This is a genomic window from Psychrobacter celer (genome assembly GCF_016107555.1).
Taxonomy (GTDB): Bacteria; Pseudomonadota; Gammaproteobacteria; order Pseudomonadales; family Moraxellaceae; genus Psychrobacter; species Psychrobacter celer.
On the sequence record NZ_JABASU010000001.1, the window covers coordinates 323815 to 342722 of the forward strand.

General features: G+C 48.1%; 16 protein-coding genes. 7 read left to right on the plus strand and 9 right to left on the minus strand.

The window, feature by feature from the left end; genetic code table 11:
• Window positions 1-6 precede the first annotated feature (6 nt).
• The 4 genes from JFC05_RS01340 to JFC05_RS01355 all read right to left on the minus strand — a co-directional run bounded on the left by JFC05_RS01340 (window position 7) and on the right by JFC05_RS01355 (window position 3723).
• The gene (locus tag JFC05_RS01340; protein WP_198335432.1) at window positions 7-957 is read right to left on the minus strand and encodes a DMT family transporter; all 951 of its coding nucleotides are present in this window, start codon (window positions 955-957) and stop codon (window positions 7-9) included.
• Between the two features lie 248 nt (window positions 958-1205).
• Complete coding sequence (locus JFC05_RS01345; RefSeq protein WP_198335433.1) at window positions 1206-1865, minus strand: anthranilate synthase component II; 660 nt, start codon at window positions 1863-1865, stop codon at window positions 1206-1208.
• Between the two features lie 33 nt (window positions 1866-1898).
• Window positions 1899-3314, minus strand: a complete 1416-nt coding sequence (locus tag JFC05_RS01350) for an anthranilate synthase component I family protein (protein ID WP_198335434.1) — start codon at window positions 3312-3314, stop codon at window positions 1899-1901.
• Window positions 3315-3447: 133 nt separating this feature from the next.
• Complete coding sequence (locus tag JFC05_RS01355; protein WP_100749829.1) at window positions 3448-3723, minus strand: Trp family transcriptional regulator; 276 nt, start codon at window positions 3721-3723, stop codon at window positions 3448-3450.
• Between the two features lie 429 nt (window positions 3724-4152).
• Between JFC05_RS01355 and JFC05_RS01360 the strand changes: the two genes are divergently transcribed.
• Both JFC05_RS01360 and JFC05_RS01365 read left to right on the plus strand, forming a co-directional pair.
• Window positions 4153-6219, plus strand: a complete 2067-nt coding sequence (locus JFC05_RS01360; RefSeq protein ID WP_198335435.1) for a TonB-dependent receptor domain-containing protein — start codon at window positions 4153-4155, stop codon at window positions 6217-6219.
• Window positions 6220-6476: 257 nt separating this feature from the next.
• Window positions 6477-7232 carry a siderophore-interacting protein gene (locus JFC05_RS01365; RefSeq protein WP_198335436.1) on the plus strand — a complete coding sequence of 252 codons (756 nt, stop codon included), beginning with the start codon at window positions 6477-6479 and terminating at the stop codon, window positions 7230-7232.
• Window positions 7233-7258: 26 nt separating this feature from the next.
• Here the strand turns inward: JFC05_RS01365 and JFC05_RS01370 are convergent, their stop codons facing one another.
• The 4 genes from JFC05_RS01370 to JFC05_RS01385 all read right to left on the minus strand — a co-directional run bounded on the left by JFC05_RS01370 (window position 7259) and on the right by JFC05_RS01385 (window position 11577).
• On the minus strand, window positions 7259-8020 hold the full coding sequence (locus tag JFC05_RS01370; protein WP_198335438.1) for an iron ABC transporter ATP-binding protein: 762 nt from the start codon (window positions 8018-8020) through the stop codon (window positions 7259-7261).
• Between the two features lie 79 nt (window positions 8021-8099).
• The gene (locus tag JFC05_RS01375) at window positions 8100-9191 is read right to left on the minus strand and encodes an iron chelate uptake ABC transporter family permease subunit (RefSeq protein WP_198335439.1); all 1092 of its coding nucleotides are present in this window, start codon (window positions 9189-9191) and stop codon (window positions 8100-8102) included.
• Window positions 9192-9363: 172 nt separating this feature from the next.
• Complete coding sequence (locus JFC05_RS01380; protein ID WP_227697360.1) at window positions 9364-10305, minus strand: ABC transporter permease; 942 nt, start codon at window positions 10303-10305, stop codon at window positions 9364-9366.
• Window positions 10306-10524: 219 nt separating this feature from the next.
• The gene (locus tag JFC05_RS01385; RefSeq protein ID WP_105243970.1) at window positions 10525-11577 is read right to left on the minus strand and encodes a siderophore ABC transporter substrate-binding protein; all 1053 of its coding nucleotides are present in this window, start codon (window positions 11575-11577) and stop codon (window positions 10525-10527) included.
• A gap of 481 nt (window positions 11578-12058) precedes the next feature.
• Here JFC05_RS01385 and JFC05_RS01390 point away from each other — a divergent pair, with 481 nt between their 5' ends.
• The 3 genes from JFC05_RS01390 to JFC05_RS01400 all read left to right on the plus strand — a co-directional run bounded on the left by JFC05_RS01390 (window position 12059) and on the right by JFC05_RS01400 (window position 14291).
• Window positions 12059-13000 carry an energy transducer TonB gene (locus tag JFC05_RS01390; protein WP_198335440.1) on the plus strand — a complete coding sequence of 314 codons (942 nt, stop codon included), beginning with the start codon at window positions 12059-12061 and terminating at the stop codon, window positions 12998-13000.
• Between the two features lie 129 nt (window positions 13001-13129).
• Window positions 13130-13807, plus strand: a complete 678-nt coding sequence (locus JFC05_RS01395) for a MotA/TolQ/ExbB proton channel family protein (protein ID WP_198335441.1) — start codon at window positions 13130-13132, stop codon at window positions 13805-13807.
• A gap of 82 nt (window positions 13808-13889) precedes the next feature.
• On the plus strand, window positions 13890-14291 hold the full coding sequence (locus tag JFC05_RS01400) for an ExbD/TolR family protein (protein ID WP_105243967.1): 402 nt from the start codon (window positions 13890-13892) through the stop codon (window positions 14289-14291).
• Window positions 14292-14493: 202 nt separating this feature from the next.
• Here JFC05_RS01400 and JFC05_RS01405 read toward each other — a convergent pair whose 3' ends face one another.
• Entirely contained in the window at window positions 14494-15066 is a 573-nt protein-coding gene (locus JFC05_RS01405) for a DUF2799 domain-containing protein (protein ID WP_227697344.1), read from the minus strand.
• A 297-nt stretch (window positions 15067-15363) separates the two neighbouring features.
• Here JFC05_RS01405 and JFC05_RS01410 point away from each other — a divergent pair, with 297 nt between their 5' ends.
• Window positions 15364-15954 carry a hypothetical protein gene (locus tag JFC05_RS01410; protein WP_198335442.1) on the plus strand — a complete coding sequence of 197 codons (591 nt, stop codon included), beginning with the start codon at window positions 15364-15366 and terminating at the stop codon, window positions 15952-15954.
• 274 nt (window positions 15955-16228) lie between these two features.
• Window positions 16229-18898 (plus strand): type I DNA topoisomerase, encoded by a 2670-nt coding sequence (topA, locus tag JFC05_RS01415; protein ID WP_198335444.1) that lies wholly within the window; start codon window positions 16229-16231, stop codon window positions 18896-18898.
• The last annotated feature ends 10 nt before the right edge of the window (window positions 18899-18908 follow it).

Below are 18908 nucleotides of genomic sequence, written 5' to 3' on the forward strand. Positions count from 1 at the left end.
GTTTTGCTAAAAAGGTTTTGGTTGCCGTCTGAGCCAGCGTGGTACGCGCGTAGTCGTACCATTTAACATAGCATTTAATAAAGCTGCCAGTAAAATTAGCACCACGCCCACATATTGTATCCATGAAAGCGCTTGATGCAGGAGCAGTAGCGCCAAAGCAATGGCGGTCAATGGCTCAAAGATAGTAAAGACCGATGCGCGCGTGGCAGGCAGTTTCTCTAATGCTTTCATATACAGCGCAAATGGCACCACCGTACCAATCAAGGAAAGCCCCAGTGCGTAGCCCCAGGTGGCCAGCGGTAAGGTAGATAACTGCCCGTAAGTACGATACGTCTCAGGCAACAACAGCAGTACGCCAGCACTGATGATAATTGAGGTAAAAAACACCAACGGTGCAGGGTGGGCATAATGCATTGCGCGTTTGCCAAGGACACCGTAGAGCGAATAACACACGCCAGATAGCAGCCCAAGCGCGATACCCCAGTTGACTTTTGCCTCATCACCCAGCATCGTCAAACCCACACCAAACACCGCCATGAGTGCCAGTAGCGCTGACTGACGAGTGATAGGCTCCTGCAATAACACCGCAGAAAACAGTAGGCTAAACACTGGTGCGGTATATAGCAAAGCAACCGCAGGGCCAGCGCCGACATAGATGACGGCAAAAAAATAACAGAGCGACATACCAAGCACGCCTATCAAGGACTGCAGCGCCAGCCCCAGCCACTGCTTTGGACGTAGCTTAATCAAATGGGGCCAGAGCGTTGGTAGCATGACCAGCACCAAAAAAGCGGCGCTCACGATGCGCAAAATAGTAATCTGCCAGCCACTAAAGCCGCTCTGGTTTAGATAGGTGGAAAATATCCCAAGCGTGCCCCAACAGACCGCAGCGCTAATGATTTGAATGGTGCCTATCCATGACTGCCGCGCTGTCATCGCGCTCTCGGTGTGTGCCATATCGCTCTCTATTTTACTTTCTAGAAAATTCAAACAATAAGCTGTATCAGTCTTTAAGCTAATGGCGCTTTTTTTGACTTGGTGCTCGTTGCCTATTGCTCATCACTCATTACTATGCTGAAATAACAAAAGACAACCTTGTTAAAGGCTGCCTTTTGTTTGTTGTTTTCAGTCTAACATTAAAGCGTTAATGAAGGACTAACACAAGTCCACTAAACTTAAAAGTCGATTTACTTGGGCTGCATGATTTAAACTTGCAGTAAAAAATTGCTTAGCAAGCGTTTGGCGCCTTCTGTGGCAAATGACTCTGGATGAAATTGCACGCCCTGAATCGGATAGTCGGTGTGGGCAAGTCCCATTATCTCATCGCCTGCGAGCGCCGCCTCTGTCAGGCTCAAGTGATGATGGGCGTCATTGGCAACGACAGCAGTGACGGTTAAGCAGTCAGGTAGCGTATCCGCCTTTACCATAAGCGAGTGATAGCGCATGATTTCTACCTCTTGCGGCAAGCCTTGATAAACACCTGCATCGTCATGGCGAATGGCAGAGACTTTGCCATGCATCGGTACGCGAGCTCGTATCACATCGCCGCCGAATACGTGGGCGATACCTTGCATGCCTAGGCAGACGCCCAATATCGGCGTGGTTTTTCCCATGATTTTGATGACTTCTGCACAAATACCAAAGTAAGCAGGATCATCAGGTGCGCCTGGGCCAGGTGAGATGATAATGCGGTCCAGATTCATCGCTTGTATGTCAGCCAAGGTGATCTCGTTGTTGCGTTTGACGATGACGTTTGCAGCGCTAGCGCCGTCTTTATCATCCTCCATGGTTTGCAAGATCTCGCCGATATATTGATATAAGTTAAAGGTAAACGAGTCGTAGTTGTCGATAATCAAAACATTCATAAGTCATCACTCTTTGCTGAAGTAGAGAGGGGTTTAGGCGGTCATAAAGCTGTCTAACACCACTTTCATGGCAGAGAGCTTACGCTGGATTTCTAAGTATTCATCAGCAGGGTTGGAGTCGTAGACATTGCCGCCGCAGGTTTGCGCGTAGGCGGACTCACCATTGATAAATAGACTACGAATAGGAATGGCAAAAATACAATCGCCATTAAAATTAAACGAGCCAAGCGCGCCGCCATACGCACCGCGGCCATCAGGCTCTAGCTCGTTGATGACTTTGATTGCCTCGACTTTTGGCGCACCTGATAAAGTACCGGCAGGGAAGTTGCTGGCAAGCGCGCTAAACATATCTTCATCAGGGTGCAAAATCCCAACGATTTCAGAGGAAATGTGCTGCACATGTGAGAAGCGTTTGATGTCCATCAGGCTGCGCACCTTTACCGTACCAAAGCGCGCGACACGGCCGATATCGTTACGATGTAAGTCGACCAGCATATTGTGCTCGGCGATCTCTTTGGCATCATTTAGCAACGCGCGGGCAAGTTGACGGTCTTCTGCGACATCGACGCCGCGTTTGGCGGTGCCAGCCAGTGGATAGGTTTCCATCTCACCTTGTCGCAGGCGAAACAGCAGCTCGGGGGAGGCACCAATGATGCACTGCTCAGCAAATTTCATAAAGTACATGTGCGGTGACGGGTTGACCGCGCGCAGCTTTTCATAAATCGGCATCTTATCACCGGCGATACGATATTTGGATTTAAAACCCACCTCGCACTGAAAGATACGCCCAGAGATGATGTCTTCTTTGACTTGCATGACGGCGCGCGCATGCTCATCTTGGCTCATGCCATCAGCCAAAAACTCAACCGAGGGCGGCTCATAGCTAGGCGTTGGCTCATCAAGTAAGGCTTTGATTTGCTCGATACGATTGTCTTGCTGAGCAGTCGGGTAATAAAAATAAAAAATCTCACCGGTCATTTTATCAAGCGTTAGGCCATCGAGATAGACGCCAAATTTAAAGGGTTCAAAATCGTCGCTTGCCTTTGCATTGAGACTTGGCTCAAAAAAATTGACACTGTCATAACCTAAGTAGCCGACCAGTCCGCCTGTCTGATCACGAGCGATGACGTGCTGCGGGGTGATGCTGCGTAGAAGCTCATAAGGGTTGTCCGTTTGATAGTGCTGGGTTTTGGCGGTTTGATTATCAGTAATTGCCAAAGTCGTGCGGTCAATAGCGGCAATGGTCATCACAGGGTCAAAACCAATGGCATGGTGGCGCGCCATATGCCCATCTTCGCCCAGTGATTCAAGCAGATAGCAGGTCTCAAAAGCACGCTCAATACGTTTAAATAACGCAAAAAAATCGATATCTTGGGTGAGTTTGATGCGTTTCGGTTTGCTGGGAATCTCAATCGCCGCAGGCGGATTGTGCTGTAGGGTAGGTGTCATAGTGATGTCCAAAGTGAGTTAGATAGGTGTCAGATAGAGATAGGCAGAATTAATACTAAGCAAAATTAATACTAAGTAAAATTAATACTAAGTAAAATTAATACTAAGTAAAATTGATATAATGGCTAATCGCTTACGCATTTTCTCTATGCGTCGCCAATAAAGCGCTGACGTCATGCGCCTGCATCGCTTTAGCGCCGCGCGAGACAGTGGCGATACCAACCCCTAATTGCTCAGATATCTCACGCTGGGTCACGCCGCGCGCCAGCAAATCAAAGATGCGTATACGATTGGCAATCTCTTGCTGCTCTTTTTCTGTCAGCAGCGCGCGAAACAACGCCTCGATATCCGCACTATCAGGACAGTTTGCCAAATGCTGTAATAAGCTGTGATAAGGGTTGGTGCTCATAGTATGTCGTCTTATAATAATCAGTCAGATAATAAATAACAGAACAATGGCTCTTGTTTCAGTATTCTAGTACAGTAGTACAAGAAAAACAAGGTATCCGACTATCTTTTTATGATATTGGTTTATGATGTTGATACGTCAACCGACATCCTCCTCCCTTAGGTTTTTCGACGGCCTTTACAAATTATCATTAAAACGCTTAATTTCTCACATTCATTATTGCCAAATTGTTAATACTTGGTTATGATGCCTGTCATTATTTAAATGCTAATAATTATCATTAATACTCGTAATGTTATTCGTATGTGAGCCATGCTGTAGCGTCTTGGTGTTTATCAATGTGGCGATATAGCAATGCATTGATAAATGCCGGACAGGCTACAGTCACAGCTAAAATTTAATATTGATCGTCATCAAAGTGAGTGTGTTATGCGTGAAGTAAAGTTACCAATCTCATCCAATCAATTAACCGTATTATCTATGGGCGTGGTAGCCATATTGTGGACGCAGGCGGCTAATGCTGCAGAGGCGATGCCTAGCACGACGCTACAAACGATTACGGTAACGGCAAACACCTCAGCACGTGAAAATGTACAAGAAGACTCAGTCTATATCGACAACTATACGCCCGCAGCGCAGGCAAGCCACTTAAGCGATTTTTTAGATGTGATACCTGGAGTCGAGGTCGGTGGTACTTCAACGGTGAATCAGCGTATCAGAGTGCGTGGTCTTGACGATACCAATCTTAAAGTCACCGTCGATGGCGCGCGTCAAGAGGGTGCCCTCTTTTATCATATGGGCGATGTCACTCTTGATCCTGACTTGCTAAAACAAGCTGAGGTAGCGGTCGGTAATAACTCAGTCACGCTGGGTAACGATGCCTTAGGCGGCGCGGTCGCGTTTGAAACGGTCGATGCTGCAGATTTATTAAAGCCCGGTCAAAAGATCGGCGCAAAACTAAAGGCAGGTTATGCCAGTAATAATGATGAGCTACTTACGTCAGCGACTGTGTATGGTGCGCCAACAGACAATATTGACCTATTGGCTTATTATGGCAAGCGCGATACCGACTCTGGCGAAGATGGCGACGGCCGTGAGCTTTATGAGGACAGTGAGAGCGAAAACATCTTATTAAAAGCAGGCGCGTATATTGGTGACGATCATCGTGTCGGTGCAAGCTTTAGCCGTACCGAAAAAGAAGGTGTTTTCCCTTATCGACCAGATTTTCCAAGTTTTCCTAACAGTCGTGGTCCTGATGTCATCCCACAAGAAATAAAGCGCGATACTTATACGCTCGATCATAACTTTAATCCAGCAAACTCACTCATTGACGTTGATACCACTGTTTATCAAACAGAAACGCAGATTCTGCGTGATTCTAAAGACGTAGGCAACTTTGATTTTGATGCAAAAGTAAAAACCACAGGTGTTAAGATTGAAAATACCAGTGTTATTGACACAAATAGCGGTCGTCATAAGCTAATCGCAGGCGCTGAGCACTACGAAAAAGAATCTGAGATGGCACGTGATGGTTCTGCAACTGCGAATGATGATGCCAATAACACCTCAGTCTATCTAGAAGACCAATGGCAAATGGGCAAACTAACGCTGACACCAGGTGTACGCTACGACCGCTATGAGTCTCCTGAATTTGTGGCGGGCGGTTCTACTTATGACAATGTGGTTGGCGCGTTTGCTGCAAGCTACGAGGTTGCGCCGCGTACCCAAGTGTTTGCCAGCTATACCCAGCTGTTTAATGGTCCAGATTTAGGCCAAACTGTCTTTAACAGCAATGGCGAGGGTATTTATGTCAATGATGATCTCAAGCCAGAAGAAGGCTATAACTCTGAGGTAGGTGTGACCACCACGCTACGCGATCTAACCATTGCTGATGATGCGCTACAATTGAGTGCAAAATACTTTAGATCCAATATCGAGAACTATCAGCAGTTTATGCGTACAGGTAGTCGCCCTGGTAGATTTGGGATTGACTGTGAGACCGGCGCGATAGGCGGTGACTGTCAAGGTATGTTCAACAGTGATGAAGACTATAAAATAGATGGTGTTGAGCTGGCTGCTAACTACACTACTCGTGACTTTGGTATGGGGCTGAGCTACTCACGTGCTCGTAGCGAAGGCGATAAGACAGGCAATAGTATCCCATCAGTAAGTGGCAGTGGTGCTGACTCAGGCGATCGCTACATGGTGAACTTAGATTATGCAGCTAATGATATGGTTGATTTAGGCTGGCGCAGTACTTATGTAGCATCTATTACTGATAATCAAGGTGAGACTAAGCCAAGCTATGATGTGCACGATATCTATATGAATTATGCGCCCCGTCAGCTTGAGAATGTCAAAGCCACCGTTGGGGTTTATAACTTATTTGATGAGACTTATGCCAGTCACGCATCGCGCTTAAATACGGCTGATGCTACGGCTACAGATTTTGAGATGGGTCGTAATATCAAAACCTCTTTGACCTATCAATTCTAAAAGTCGTTAACTCTAAAATCTATCAGCTCTGACTGCATAATCGTAGTGTGACTGATGAAAAATAAAAAGCCAGCTGTCTGACGAGGAGAGCTGGCTTTTCTTATCGTAATTTTAGACCTCACCAAGATGGTTGTATGACTGTGCTACTGGTATAAATTTTCTTTGCGTGCTGCTTACACAGAGGCTGCACAAAATTCATCCCAGTAGCACTGTATCATTTTTAAAGTGGGTTAACTAGACAGCTAAAAGGATAAAAAATGACCAAACCTAATCCAAGATTATTAGAAGTAAAAGGCATTGCCGATATCACCCCAAACATGCGCCGCATTACACTTGGTGGAGCGGGCATGCAAGACTTCCCAATCGAGCAAGAAAGCGCCTATATCAAATTGATGTTTGCAGGGGAGGCAGGAAAAAAGCCCATCATGCGCACTTATACCATTATCCAGCAACGTGACGATGAAATCGATGTCGATTTTGTGTTGCATGGTCTCAATTACAAAGGCGCTGAAGGCCCTGCCTCACATTGGGCCAAAACCACACAAATCGGTGATACTATTTTGATCGGTGGGCCTGGTGCCAAAAAGCTTATCAATCACGAGGCGGATTGGTTTTTATTGGCGGGAGACATGACCGCGCTGCCCGCCATCACGGTAAACTTAGCACAGCTGCCCGAGGATGCCGAGGGCTATGCCGTCATCGAGGTGCTGAGTGAGGATGATATCCAGCCGCTACAAAAGCCGAAGAATATAATGCTTGAGTGGGTAATCAATGCCGAAGCAAGCAGCAGTCATTACCCCATTCTTGAGCGTATTAAGACGCTAGGCTGGCCGGCTGGTGAGGTGGCAGTGTGGGCGGCGTGCGAGTTCAATAGTATGCGAGCGCTGCGCCAGTACTTCAAACAAAAAGAAGTGGCTAAGAGTCATCTTTATATCTCTAGCTACTGGAAACTTGATAGCAATGAAGATGAGCATAAAATCGTCAAACGCGAAGATGCTGCATTAGGGTTATAAGGAGACGTAGCCACAGTCCTGCTTAACTATAACAATGTATCGACAATCACTGGCCGACCTTGATGGTTAAGTACCGTCACATCGACGTTATATAAGTCTTTCATGGTATCTTTAGTGATGACATCGACAGGCTGCCCAACCGCCATCACTTGGCCAGTTTTCATCATGACCACAGTATCGGCAAACTGCGCGGCTTGGTTGATATCATGTAGGACGATGACCACGGTTTTTTGCTGACTGCAACTAAGCTCGCGCAGCTCACGCATCAGACGCCCTGCATGGTACATATCCAGATTGTTTAGCGGCTCATCGAGCAGTAGATACGGCGTGTCTTGGCAGACAATCATCGCAATCAGCACGCGTTGCCGCTGACCACCAGAGAGCGTCGATAAAAAACGCTCGGCTAATGGCTCAAGCTCAAAACGCGCGATCACTTCTTGTACTTTTTGCTGGTCCTGTGCGCTTGGCTGTCCTTGATGATACGGGTAGCGGCCAAACATCAGCAGCTCATGCACGCGCAGGCGACCTTGCACTTGGTTGTCTTGCCCGAGCATCGCCACTGTCTTAGCCAAAGTGCGCGCAGGGCAGCTGACAATATCATGCTCACCAAACATCACCTTCCCAGACTGTAGCGGTTGTAGCCTCGCCATGACCGAAAATAAGGTGGATTTGCCCGCGCCGTTGGGGCCGATTAGGGCAATCACTTGGGCGCTTGGTAAGGACAAGCTGATGTCATGCAGGATTTGTTGTTTGCCGATATGGTGGGAGATATTATCGAGTTTAATCATAATAATTCTTATTTTTTAGATAAATTTTAATCAGTTTTAAATAGTTTATGATTTTTATATAGGTCAATATGACATGTCATCAACGTCGCTGGGTCATAAATATCAGTAGCAAAAACACCAAGCCGCCCGCCAGTTCAATCACCACGGATAACACTCCCGCCATACCCAATACTTGCTCAAACAGCGTCTGACCGAGGACCAAACAAATCATCGCCACCAAACTGACCAATATCAAACGCTCGCTATGATACATATGCCGTGCGATACGATTGGTCAAGGCGCAGACTAGTAAGCCAAAAAAAGTCACCGGCCCGACCAGTGCTGTCGCCGTCGCAACCAATACCGCAATGACCGTCAATAGCCCAAATGCGAGGCGTTGATAATTAATGCCCAAATTAATCGCTTGCGCCTTACCGAGCATCAAGACATCGCATTGATAGCGCCAGCGCCAAATACACAGCGCACTAATGGTGCAAATAATGAAGCTAATCCCCAATAGCTGCGGGTTGACGGTATTAAACTGCGCGTAACTGGCCGACTGTACCACGACAAAATCATCGGGGTTAATCAGGCGCGCAATCAGTGCTGATAAGCTGCGAAACAACACCCCAAAGATAACACCCACCAGTATCAGCCGCGTCAAATCCTGACTGCTTTTTGAAAACAGCACTCGAAACAATAATAACGACGCGCCAAACATCAGGACAATCTCAAGGGTGAATTTGGCAATAGGATTGATGCTGGTAAAGCTCATCGCCCCCAAAAAAAACACCAATAAGCTTTGGAGTAGAACATAAAGCGAGTCAAAGCCCAGTAGAGAAGGGGTCAAAATAGGATTGTGTGTTAAGGTTTGAAAGAGCAGAGTCGATACGCCAATCGCATAGCCGACCACCATGAGCGCCAGCAGTTTTTTACCTCTTAGTGGTAGGGCAAAATCCCAATGACCATTGACATTGAGCGTCAAAAATAGCGTCATCGAGACCAGCAAAATAACAGCGGCAATCGATTTTGGATGGTTGCTGATCCATGCCCAAAGCTGAGCCAAGCGATTCTGGCTAGAGGGGGCTGCGTGGTGCTCGTTATTTAAATTATTATTTTCTAAACGACGCTTCGCTGAGTCAGTCTTTGTAGAGCGGCCAGTTATAGAGCCATGCTTAGACGATGAAAACATACGTAAATCCTACTATGCTACCTGTAATAGTAACAACGCCACGCTTATCTAAGCAGACAACAGGACGAGTAAATAAAGAAAAGGGTCGATGGTGGTGAGTCAGCTGCTTGATGGCCAGATGCGTTATTATGCGTTACATTGTTATGAGGTGCCTTATTACTTACAAAACGCCTTATCGCTCAGCAGGCGCGCGCAATAACAACCATAAAAACAGCACCGTGCCGACCACACCAAACACCGTGGCGACCGGCACTTCAAAGGGGTAGCGGATAGAGCGCCCGATGATATCGCAGAGCAATACTGCCGATGCACCCAGTAGCGCGACAGCTGGCAAGCTACGGCGCAGCTTATCGCCCATAATACGGCTAACAATGTTGGGCACCACTAAGCCAATAAAGGGAATCATCCCGACTGTGACCACCACAACCGCGCTCATCATCGCCACCATACCGACGCCAAGCCAAGTGACCTGCCGCTTACTAATGCCTAAGTTTAGCGCGATATTATCGCCTAGCCCAACGATGGTTAGCTTATCAGCGATGATATAAGCCAGCACGCACAGCGCGCCCGTTAGCCATAGCAGCTCATAACGCCCTGCCAAAACGCCAGAGAAGTCACCAAATTGCCAGACACTGAGCATCTGTAACGTCTCGGTCTGATAGGCAATAAAGGTCGTCACCGCCTCGATGATACCGCCAAAGACGATACCGATGAGCGGAATCATCAAATAATCTGTCGGCGGTATGCGGCGGATAAGGAGCATAAATAACATCATGCCAAACACAGCTGAGACAGTAGCGACACCCATTTTGACCAGTAGCGCACTGGCAGGGAACAGCAGGCTAACGACCAGCAATCCCAGTGCTGCGCTTTGGGTGGCCCCTACCATTGATGGCTCAACAAAGCGGTTTTTTAGCACCACTTGCATGATCATCCCTGCCACCGCCATGGCGATACCAGTGAGAATGATAGCGATAGTACGCGGCAACCGGCTCACCAACATCAGCGAGCTGTCTGAGTTGGCGCTATGGTTGATGAGGCTATGAAAAATACCAGACCATGAAAAATCCGCCACCCCAATGGACAAGCTTAATAACACCAAAAGCCCCATCATGATGAGGCTGGCTGTGTTGATAAGCCATGGCGGTAGGGCCGCATGCCGACGCGTGTGGCTCAGAGCCTTGCTGCCGCTTTGCCAAGGTGATGATGTGGACAAAGCGGGACTGGCCTCAAGACTATTGGCGCGGGCCTGGGCACGCGATGAAAATAACGACATAACGGCTACTGGCTCATTAAATAATAGGTCAAAAAATAGCTGGTATGGTTGCCGCGTTTATTTTGCGCTTGCAAACGCATTTTTTATCGTGGTCAGATCTTGTATCCATTGATAATAACCACCAAAGGCGAGATAAGAATCTGGACTTAGATAAACCACTTGGTCTTTTTGCCACGCGGTGGTTTGGGCGACCAGCGGATTGTCTAAGACTGCTTTGGCACCCACGCTGTCTTCACCGATAGCGGCGCTACGATCGACGACGAATAGCCAATCAGGGTTGGTCTTTTGTAGATATTCAAAAGAGATCGGCTGACCATGACGACCGTCTTTGATTTGATCGTCAGCGATCGGCACATTGACGACATTATGAATAAAGCCATAGCGTGAGTCAGCGCCATAGACAGACATTTTATTGCCATTGACCATCACCACCAGACCGGTGCCACTGTCTTTGGTGACAGCTTTGGCCTCTGTGATTAGGCTGTCGATATCGTTTTGTAATTTGGCCGCTTCCGCGCTTTTACCAAATAGTGCACCTAAATCATGCAGGCGCTGTTTGCTGGACTCATAGATATTAGCCGTATCGATAGTCATATCTAAGGTTGGCGCGATGTTTGCGAGCTCATCGTATTTTTCCGCCATACGCGAACCGACTAAAATCGCTTGTGGCTGCATGGCGTTTAGGGCCTCAAGATCAGGCTCAAATAAAGTACCCACCTCTTCAGGATCAGGCTGCGTCTCTGAATGCAAGTTGTCTAAAGGCAGGTCACTTGGCGCCCCATCGACAGCCACATCCAGCGCCGCCAAATCCTGTAGCAAGGTCATGTCATAGACGACCAATGGCGATGGATTCATTGCCAGATCGATATCCCCTCTGGCGGTATCGACAGTAACGGTATGCGTCGAGACAGCATCGTTATTGGCGACGTTTTCGGCATGGTCAGCGGTTGGGTTTTCGGTCTGAGCGTCCGCAGGCTCTGAGTCGTTGGACTCAGGAGAGCTGCAGCCTGCCACGCTGATCGTCGCGGCAAGGGCGGTGGCCATCGCCGTCCATAAGGGACGTTTAAAAAAAGTGCTAGAGAGGCGGTTGGATAATACAGTAGTAGACATAAATAACTCGGTAAATCAGCTGGGTGAGCGGTGTATAGACAAAGTAATCAGCTTGTAAAACATCAACGACGGTCTGAAAACCATCATAGTCACCACACGGCTCATATAAAAAAAAGAGCTGGTCTTCCAGGATGTATCACATAGGGTGATAGGCAGGACGATGCTCAGCGGTATTATTATCATTCGTACATTCACTATCCAAGCGCTCGTTGATGTTGATATTGTAAGTTAAGTGTACTCAAGCGGTCTTATCGGATAGATAATCGGTCATGATAAATTAATTGAGACTTATTATCAATATAAATGATAATGGTTTTTATTAACGTATTGCCAATTACAAATAAAACAAGCACGTTATTTTATCGGGTGCGACTGATTTAGGCTTGGCCTAATAAAATTAACACAATTTATTATTGATAATAATTATCGTTTGCACTATCATCTACATCATTCTACCTCGGTCACTGAATATTAGAGTGTTATGAGTTCAACGATTTTAGACGCGCCATCTCCCAAACAGACGCTCGCCGCTGCCGTGGTCGTCGTCGGCCTTCATGCCTTGACTGTCGCTGCGCTAGTGGCGATGAAAGCGCCTGAAAAACCAGTAGAAGCAAAAATCCAAACGCCGCCCATTGAGATAGAGCTTGTGACATTGCCGCAAAAAGAGCCTGTCGCCGTGGAAGAGCAAGAGGCGCCAAAAGTGCAGCCAGCGCCGCCAAAACCTAAAGCCGCGCCTACCTTCAAGGCTCAACCAAAACCGATCAAAGAGCCGGTTATCAAAGAAAAACCGCCTAAAGCAACGCCACCGAAGAAAGCAACGCCGCCTAAAAAAGTAATAGAAAAGCAGCCTGATATCATTAAAACAGAAGCGCCAAAAATACCGGCAGCTGAGCCTAAAGTCGATACCCAAGCGGCTGATGAACAACGCATAGCTGAGGAGCATCGCAGAGCCGAGGAGCGTCGTATAAGAGAGCAAGAACAGCAGAAGGCCGAGCAAGAAGCCCGTGATAGAGCAGCAGCGCAAGAGGCTGAGAGATTGGCAGCAGAGAAAGCGGCTAAAGAGCAAGCGGCTAAAGAAGCTGCTGAGGCTGCGGCACAAGCCAAAGCAAAAGCTGCAGCAAGCAATACGCCAGTGAACTTTACTGCCAGTAATGCTGATTGGGCATCGCCGCCGAGATTGAGCTTTCCTAAGCGTGCTGCTCGAAATGCTCAATCAGGTGATACGTTTAATGTGGTGTTGGTGTTGAGGGTCAACAAGCAAGGCGGCATTGATAGTGTACGAGTGTCGCAGCCGTCCGGCAATCCAAGTGTGGATAAAGCAGCGCAGCGTCAAGTTCGCTCTGGCAAGTTTACACCCTTTACACAAAACGGCGTGCCCGTGGTGGGCAATGTAACACTAACAGTTAGCTACGCTGTACCTTAGCGCGCATTTTATTGAATTCATCTCATTAATTTTAAAAGATATTTATAATTTTATGATTCTTTATGATAAGGCGAGCTGTGATATACGCCGCGCTATCATAGGATGATATTAAACATTAAGGAGTCTGGCATGGACTTTATGCACTACTGGCAAATCAGCGACATGGTGACCAAAACCTTGTTTTTTTTGCTACTTATCTTGTCTGTCGTCTCTTGGGTGACGGGGATTATTCGCGTACTACAAAGCCGAAAACTGGCCGCTACTGTCGCGGACGATTTGAGTCAGCAGATTACCGCTAAGCAGCCTGAGCTGGCCGGCTGTGATGCCGCGCAGCGTCGCCTAGTCACCGAGCAGACATTGCTCAAGCATATCGGCCGCTACCGCTTTGCCAGCGAGCGCGGCCTGCCTATCCTTGGCACGACCGCTGCGATTGCGCCCTTTATCGGGCTATTTGGGACGGTATGGGGCATCTTTCATGCGCTGCACAATATCGGCATGACCGGACAGGCAGGACTCGGACAAGTGGCAGGGCCTGTCGGTGAGGCGCTGATTATGACAGGCCTTGGCATCGCGGTTGCCATCCCAGCGGTGGTGTTTTATAACCTCTCGGTGCGTATCAATCGCCGAGTGATGTACCATGCCAATGACCGCGCCCATGATTTGTTGGCGACATCTGCTAAGCAGGTAGCGACCAATAACCGTCCAAGTACCGTACCCGCCGCACAGGTGGCAAAAGATCAGCAGGACACTCAAAAAGACGCACAGCACACCGCTCACTATCGCAACTCAGCGCCATCGCAGGGCTAGTCGCTGTTGGGACATAAATGGGCAGCAGGGCGCCAAACGAGTACAAACGGTGCATCAATAACCAAACGTATTGAGGATAGTTATGGCATTTCAACTGGGTGATGATGATAGTCAGAGTATGAATGAGATGAACCTCATTCCGCTGATTGATATCATGCTGGTCTTGATGATTATATTTTTATTGACGGCGACGGTGCTCAATCCAACGGTACCATTGGACTTGCCAAAAACCAGCGCAGCAGTCACTGAGCCGCCACCAAAAGCCATTCAAATCAGTATTGATAAAGACGCGGGCATATTTTGGGACAGCGATCCGATTAGTATGGACGCGCTAGAGGCAAAGCTACAAGAGCAAAGTGCAACAGGCGAGGATCCTTCGGTACAGCTACGTGCTGACAAAGACAGCAAGTATGATACCGTGGCACAAGTACTGGCCGCCGCTAGCCAAGCAGGACTGACCAAGATAGCCTTTGTCAATGAGTAGCCTATATAAAGTAGGCAGTATAAAGTGCGAGTAAGCGGGCAGTTATAGCAGCAGATTGGTAAAAAGTAGCAGGGCGCCGATCGACAGAAAAACCACCAAAACAACAATAAGAAAAATCAAAATAATAAATGCTTTCTCCAGCCTCGCTCGGGTAACCTTGCGAGGTTTCCTTTATTTTGTATTTTGGGTTTGGTAGACCCTATTACCAAGCGTAACCAAAAGGACGATAACCATAGTCAAAGCGTCCAAATCCATAGCCGAATGGATAAGGCGTGCGCAGATAGTCGAGGTCGCGCTGACGAATATAATAGTAGCGCCCTTGCGAGTAGGCCTCTTCTAGCTTTTCAATGCCTTCCAACGGACAAACAGGCTGCCAGTCGTAGCCTTCACGGCCCAGCTTATAGGCGTTGAGCTCGGTGCAGTAGGTTTTTAGGCCTTGCTGGCGCCCTTGCTCCCATTGGATGCGATTGGGCATCGCACCGCCGACGCTTGCGCATTGATTGGTATAGTGTCCAAAGTACGCTCCTGAACGGCCACGGATACCATCTGCGTAGCCGACCTCCTGCCAGTTGCTGGCTTGGCACTGCTGCGGCGTTAGGCTCTGGGTCGTGGCGCAGCCTGATAATAGTAGCACGGCCGTACCTATCATCGCCAAGCTCAGGCCTGCTCGGCTTTTTTGTATACCGTGTCGGCTGGTTTGTATATCGCTTGCTAGCGTGGCGACTTTGCGGCGTGACGCGGTGCTCGATGAGTTTTGCTGAAGAAGATAATTCATAATAAACCTGCGCGCGTTTAAAATTATGGTTTATCATAGCACCTTTTAGAGCCGCCAGCTTTTTGTATCTTGTGAGTATTGGTGTTTTTATATATCGATAAGTAATTGATATACCAGTGAATCCATAAGAGTGATAGCACGGAGGCGAGCTACAAGCGTTTGCGGCTACTGTGTATGACTTGCTTGATTTTTAGGCGTTGATACGCATTATAAGTGTCTATCCGCGCGCTTTTTAGCCGCCAGTCGTGAGCGTTATATTTTTCATATCATTGTTTTCAGTCAAAAGGCCACACCATCATGGGAATATTGATCGGCGTTATCATTGTACTATTTGTGTTAGGGAGTATGATGGCGCTCAAGCCTAACGGTATCGATCAGCGTTTGGATAAGCTGCGCATGACTGCGCGCCGCTTGCAGCTCAACCCAAAGCTGGTCAGTTGCCCTGATTGGATCAAAGGCCGTGACAACGAGTATGGCCGCGGCATGCTTGGGCAGTACTGCCTCATACTGGACGATATCCAGCTGCCCCATGCGCGCTATCAAGTGATTGATGGACAGTGGCGACCAGATAGGAGCTTTGTCGATACAAGTGTAGATGACAGCAAGCTTGTGGTGCCAAGTGCGATTCGCTCGACTCATAGCAAGCCTGTCATCAAACCGGCCAACTTTGCTTTGGACAGAGCGCCGCTGGACTTGCCTGCGAGCATCGAGCCTTTTATCAAAGGACTGTTGACCAAAGCCAATAGCATCGTGATTTACTGGGAAGATATCGCCTATGTGCGTCCAGCAACCAACCCCGCCTATCAACAAAAAATGATTGAGACTGATCTATTAGTCCTAAAGGCAAACCTAGACAAATGGGCGCGACAAATGCAAAAAAATCCCTAAAGCTGGTAAAGCAATTTTTCGTCTCCATTTAATAGCAATATGCAAGCACTTTTGGCAAACTCTCAGTCATTTGCAGTTGACAGCTTAATACTTAGCAGTGTAACGTCCTTATAACCTGCGCTTTGTATTATGGTTAGTGTTTGTTTCATAACCGTTTTTATTGGCAGCCATTACTACAATAAATCGCTGAGCGAATATACTTAGCTACTATAAATTGCCATGCTGCTGAATTTAAACCTACTTTTCATCTACTTATATTATGGTGTCGTCACATATGGCAAAAACCACAACCAAAAAAACTCCAGCATCCACGACCGATAACCCAAAAAAAGGCAAGTCGTTGGTGATTGTCGAGTCACCCGCCAAAGCAAAAACCATTAATAAATATCTTGGTGATGACTTTATCGTACGCTCAAGTATCGGTCATGTCCGTGATTTGCCCGTTAGTGCCAGTAAAAGTGCAAAAAAGACAACCGCTGCCAAAAAAGATGAGACGCTGAGCAAAGAAGAAAAAGCGCAGCAAGCACTGGTGCGCCGTATGGGTGTCGATCCAGAGCATGACTGGGCGGCCGTCTATGAAGTGCTGCCAAACAAAACCAAAGTCATCAAAGAGCTAAAAGCACTGGCCAAAGACGCTGACAAAATTTATCTGGCCACGGATATGGATAGAGAAGGGGAAGCCATCGCTTGGCATCTAAAAGAAGTCATCGGCGGCCCTGATAGCAAATACCAGCGTGTGGTTTTTAATGAGATTACCAAATCCGCCATTCAAAATGCGTTTAAAGAGCCATCAAAGCTCGATATCGACCGTGTCAATGCCCAGCAAGCGCGGCGCTTTTTAGACCGTGTCGTCGGCTTTATGGTATCGCCGCTGCTATGGCAAAAAATCGCACGTGGTCTGTCGGCGGGCCGTGTGCAGTCGGTTGCGATGCGCTTGGTGGTCGAGCGTGAGCATGAGATTCGCGCTTTTATTCCAGAGGAATACTGGCAAATTCATGCCGATACCCACGTTACTGCTAGTAATGCCAAAAAACCGACAGATGCTGAGCAAAGCTCGATTCGCCTAGAGGCGACCAAACAAGGCGGTAAAACGCTTAAGCTGGTCAATAAAGAGCAGACCGATAAAGTCTTAGCCGTACTCAAAACCAGCGATTTTATCGTCAAAGAACGTGAAGAAAAACCCACGCAGTCGCGTCCGAGTGCGCCGTTTATCACCTCGACCTTGCAGCAAGCGGCCAGCACACGCTTAGGGTTTTCAGTGAAGAAGACCATGATTTTGGCGCAGCGCCTGTATGAGGCGGGGCACATTACCTATATGCGTACCGACTCGACTTTTTTGTCTGGTGATGCTTTGGCAGCTGTGCGTGGCTATATCGAAGACAGCTATGGCGATAAATATGTGCCAGAAAAACCAAATTTCTATGGCAACAAACAAGGTGCACAAGAGGCGCATGAGGCGATTCGCCCATCTAATGTCCATATGAAATCCACCCAGCTCAAAGGCGTTGAGCGCGATGCCATACGTCTGTACGAGCTGATTTGGCGTCAGTTCGTCGCCTGTCAGATGCTGCCAGCAAAGTATCTATCGGTGAATTTATTTGTGGCGGCAAGCGATGTCGAGCTAAAAGCCCGCGGCCGTACCATGGTGTTTGATGGCTATACAAAAGTCATGCCGCCTGCCAAGACTGACGATACGCTACTGCCTGATGTCAAAAAAGGCGATCAGTTGACCCTAGATAAGCTCGACCCAAGCCAGCACTTTACCAAGCCACCACCGCGCTATACTGAGGCCAGCCTTGTCAAAGAGCTGGAGAAAAAAGGCATCGGCCGTCCATCGACATATGCCTCTATCATCTCCACCATTCAAGACCGCGGCTATGTCAAGCTTGAAAACAAGCGCTTGTTTGCCGAAAAAATGGGCGATATCGTCACCGATAGATTGACCGCAAGCTTCCCAGACTTAATGGACTATACCTTTACTGCCGCGTTAGAGGACAAACTAGATCACGTCGCAGAAGGCGATCAAGACTGGAAAGATGTGCTAGATAACTTTTATGGCGACTTTAAAAAGACGCTCGAGCGCGCCAAAGAAAAAGACGGCATGCGCCCCAATGACCCGACCGATGTGCCAGACGTGCACTGCGATATATGCTCGCGTCCAATGCAGCTGCGTACCGGCTCGACGGGGGTGTTCTTAGGCTGCACCGGTTATAACTTACCGCCAAAAGAGCGCTGCAAAGGCACCAAAAACTTGATGCCAGTCGAAGCTTTTGCCAATCTTGATGAAAGCGACGCGGCCGATGAAGTGGCGGAAGTCAAAGACCTGATGGAGAAAAAACGCTGCCCCAAATGTGGTACAGCGATGAACGGCTATATCGTCGATGGCGGCCTGAAACTGCATATCTGCGGTAACAATCCTGACTGCGACGGTTATATCTTAGAAGAAGGTAAGTTTGAAGTCCCAGGCTCAGATGCGCCAACCATTGATTGTGATAAGTGCGATGGACAAATGGAGCTAAAGACCGGACGCTTTGGCCCTTACTTTGCCTGTCAGCAGTGCGACAACACCCGCAAAGTGCTAAAAACCGGTGAAGCTGCACCGCCGCGTATGGATCCGATTCATCTGCCAGAGCTCAAATCAACCAAGCATGATGACTATTTTATCTTGCGTGAAGGCGCTGCAGGCATGTTCCTCGCCGCCTCAAAGTTTCCAAAAGTGCGCGAAACTCGTGCGCCCAAGCTGGCTGAGCTGCGACCTATCAAGGATAAGATGGAAGATAAATTCCAGTATCTGTTTGACGGGCCAGATGAAGATCCAGATGGCAATCCAACGATACTGCGCTGGTCACGTAAGAAAAAAGAGCAATACATCGGCTCTGAAAAAAACGGCAAAGCCACGCGTTGGGGTGTGTACTGGCGCAATGGCGAGTGGGTTGAGGAGTAATCAATACCAG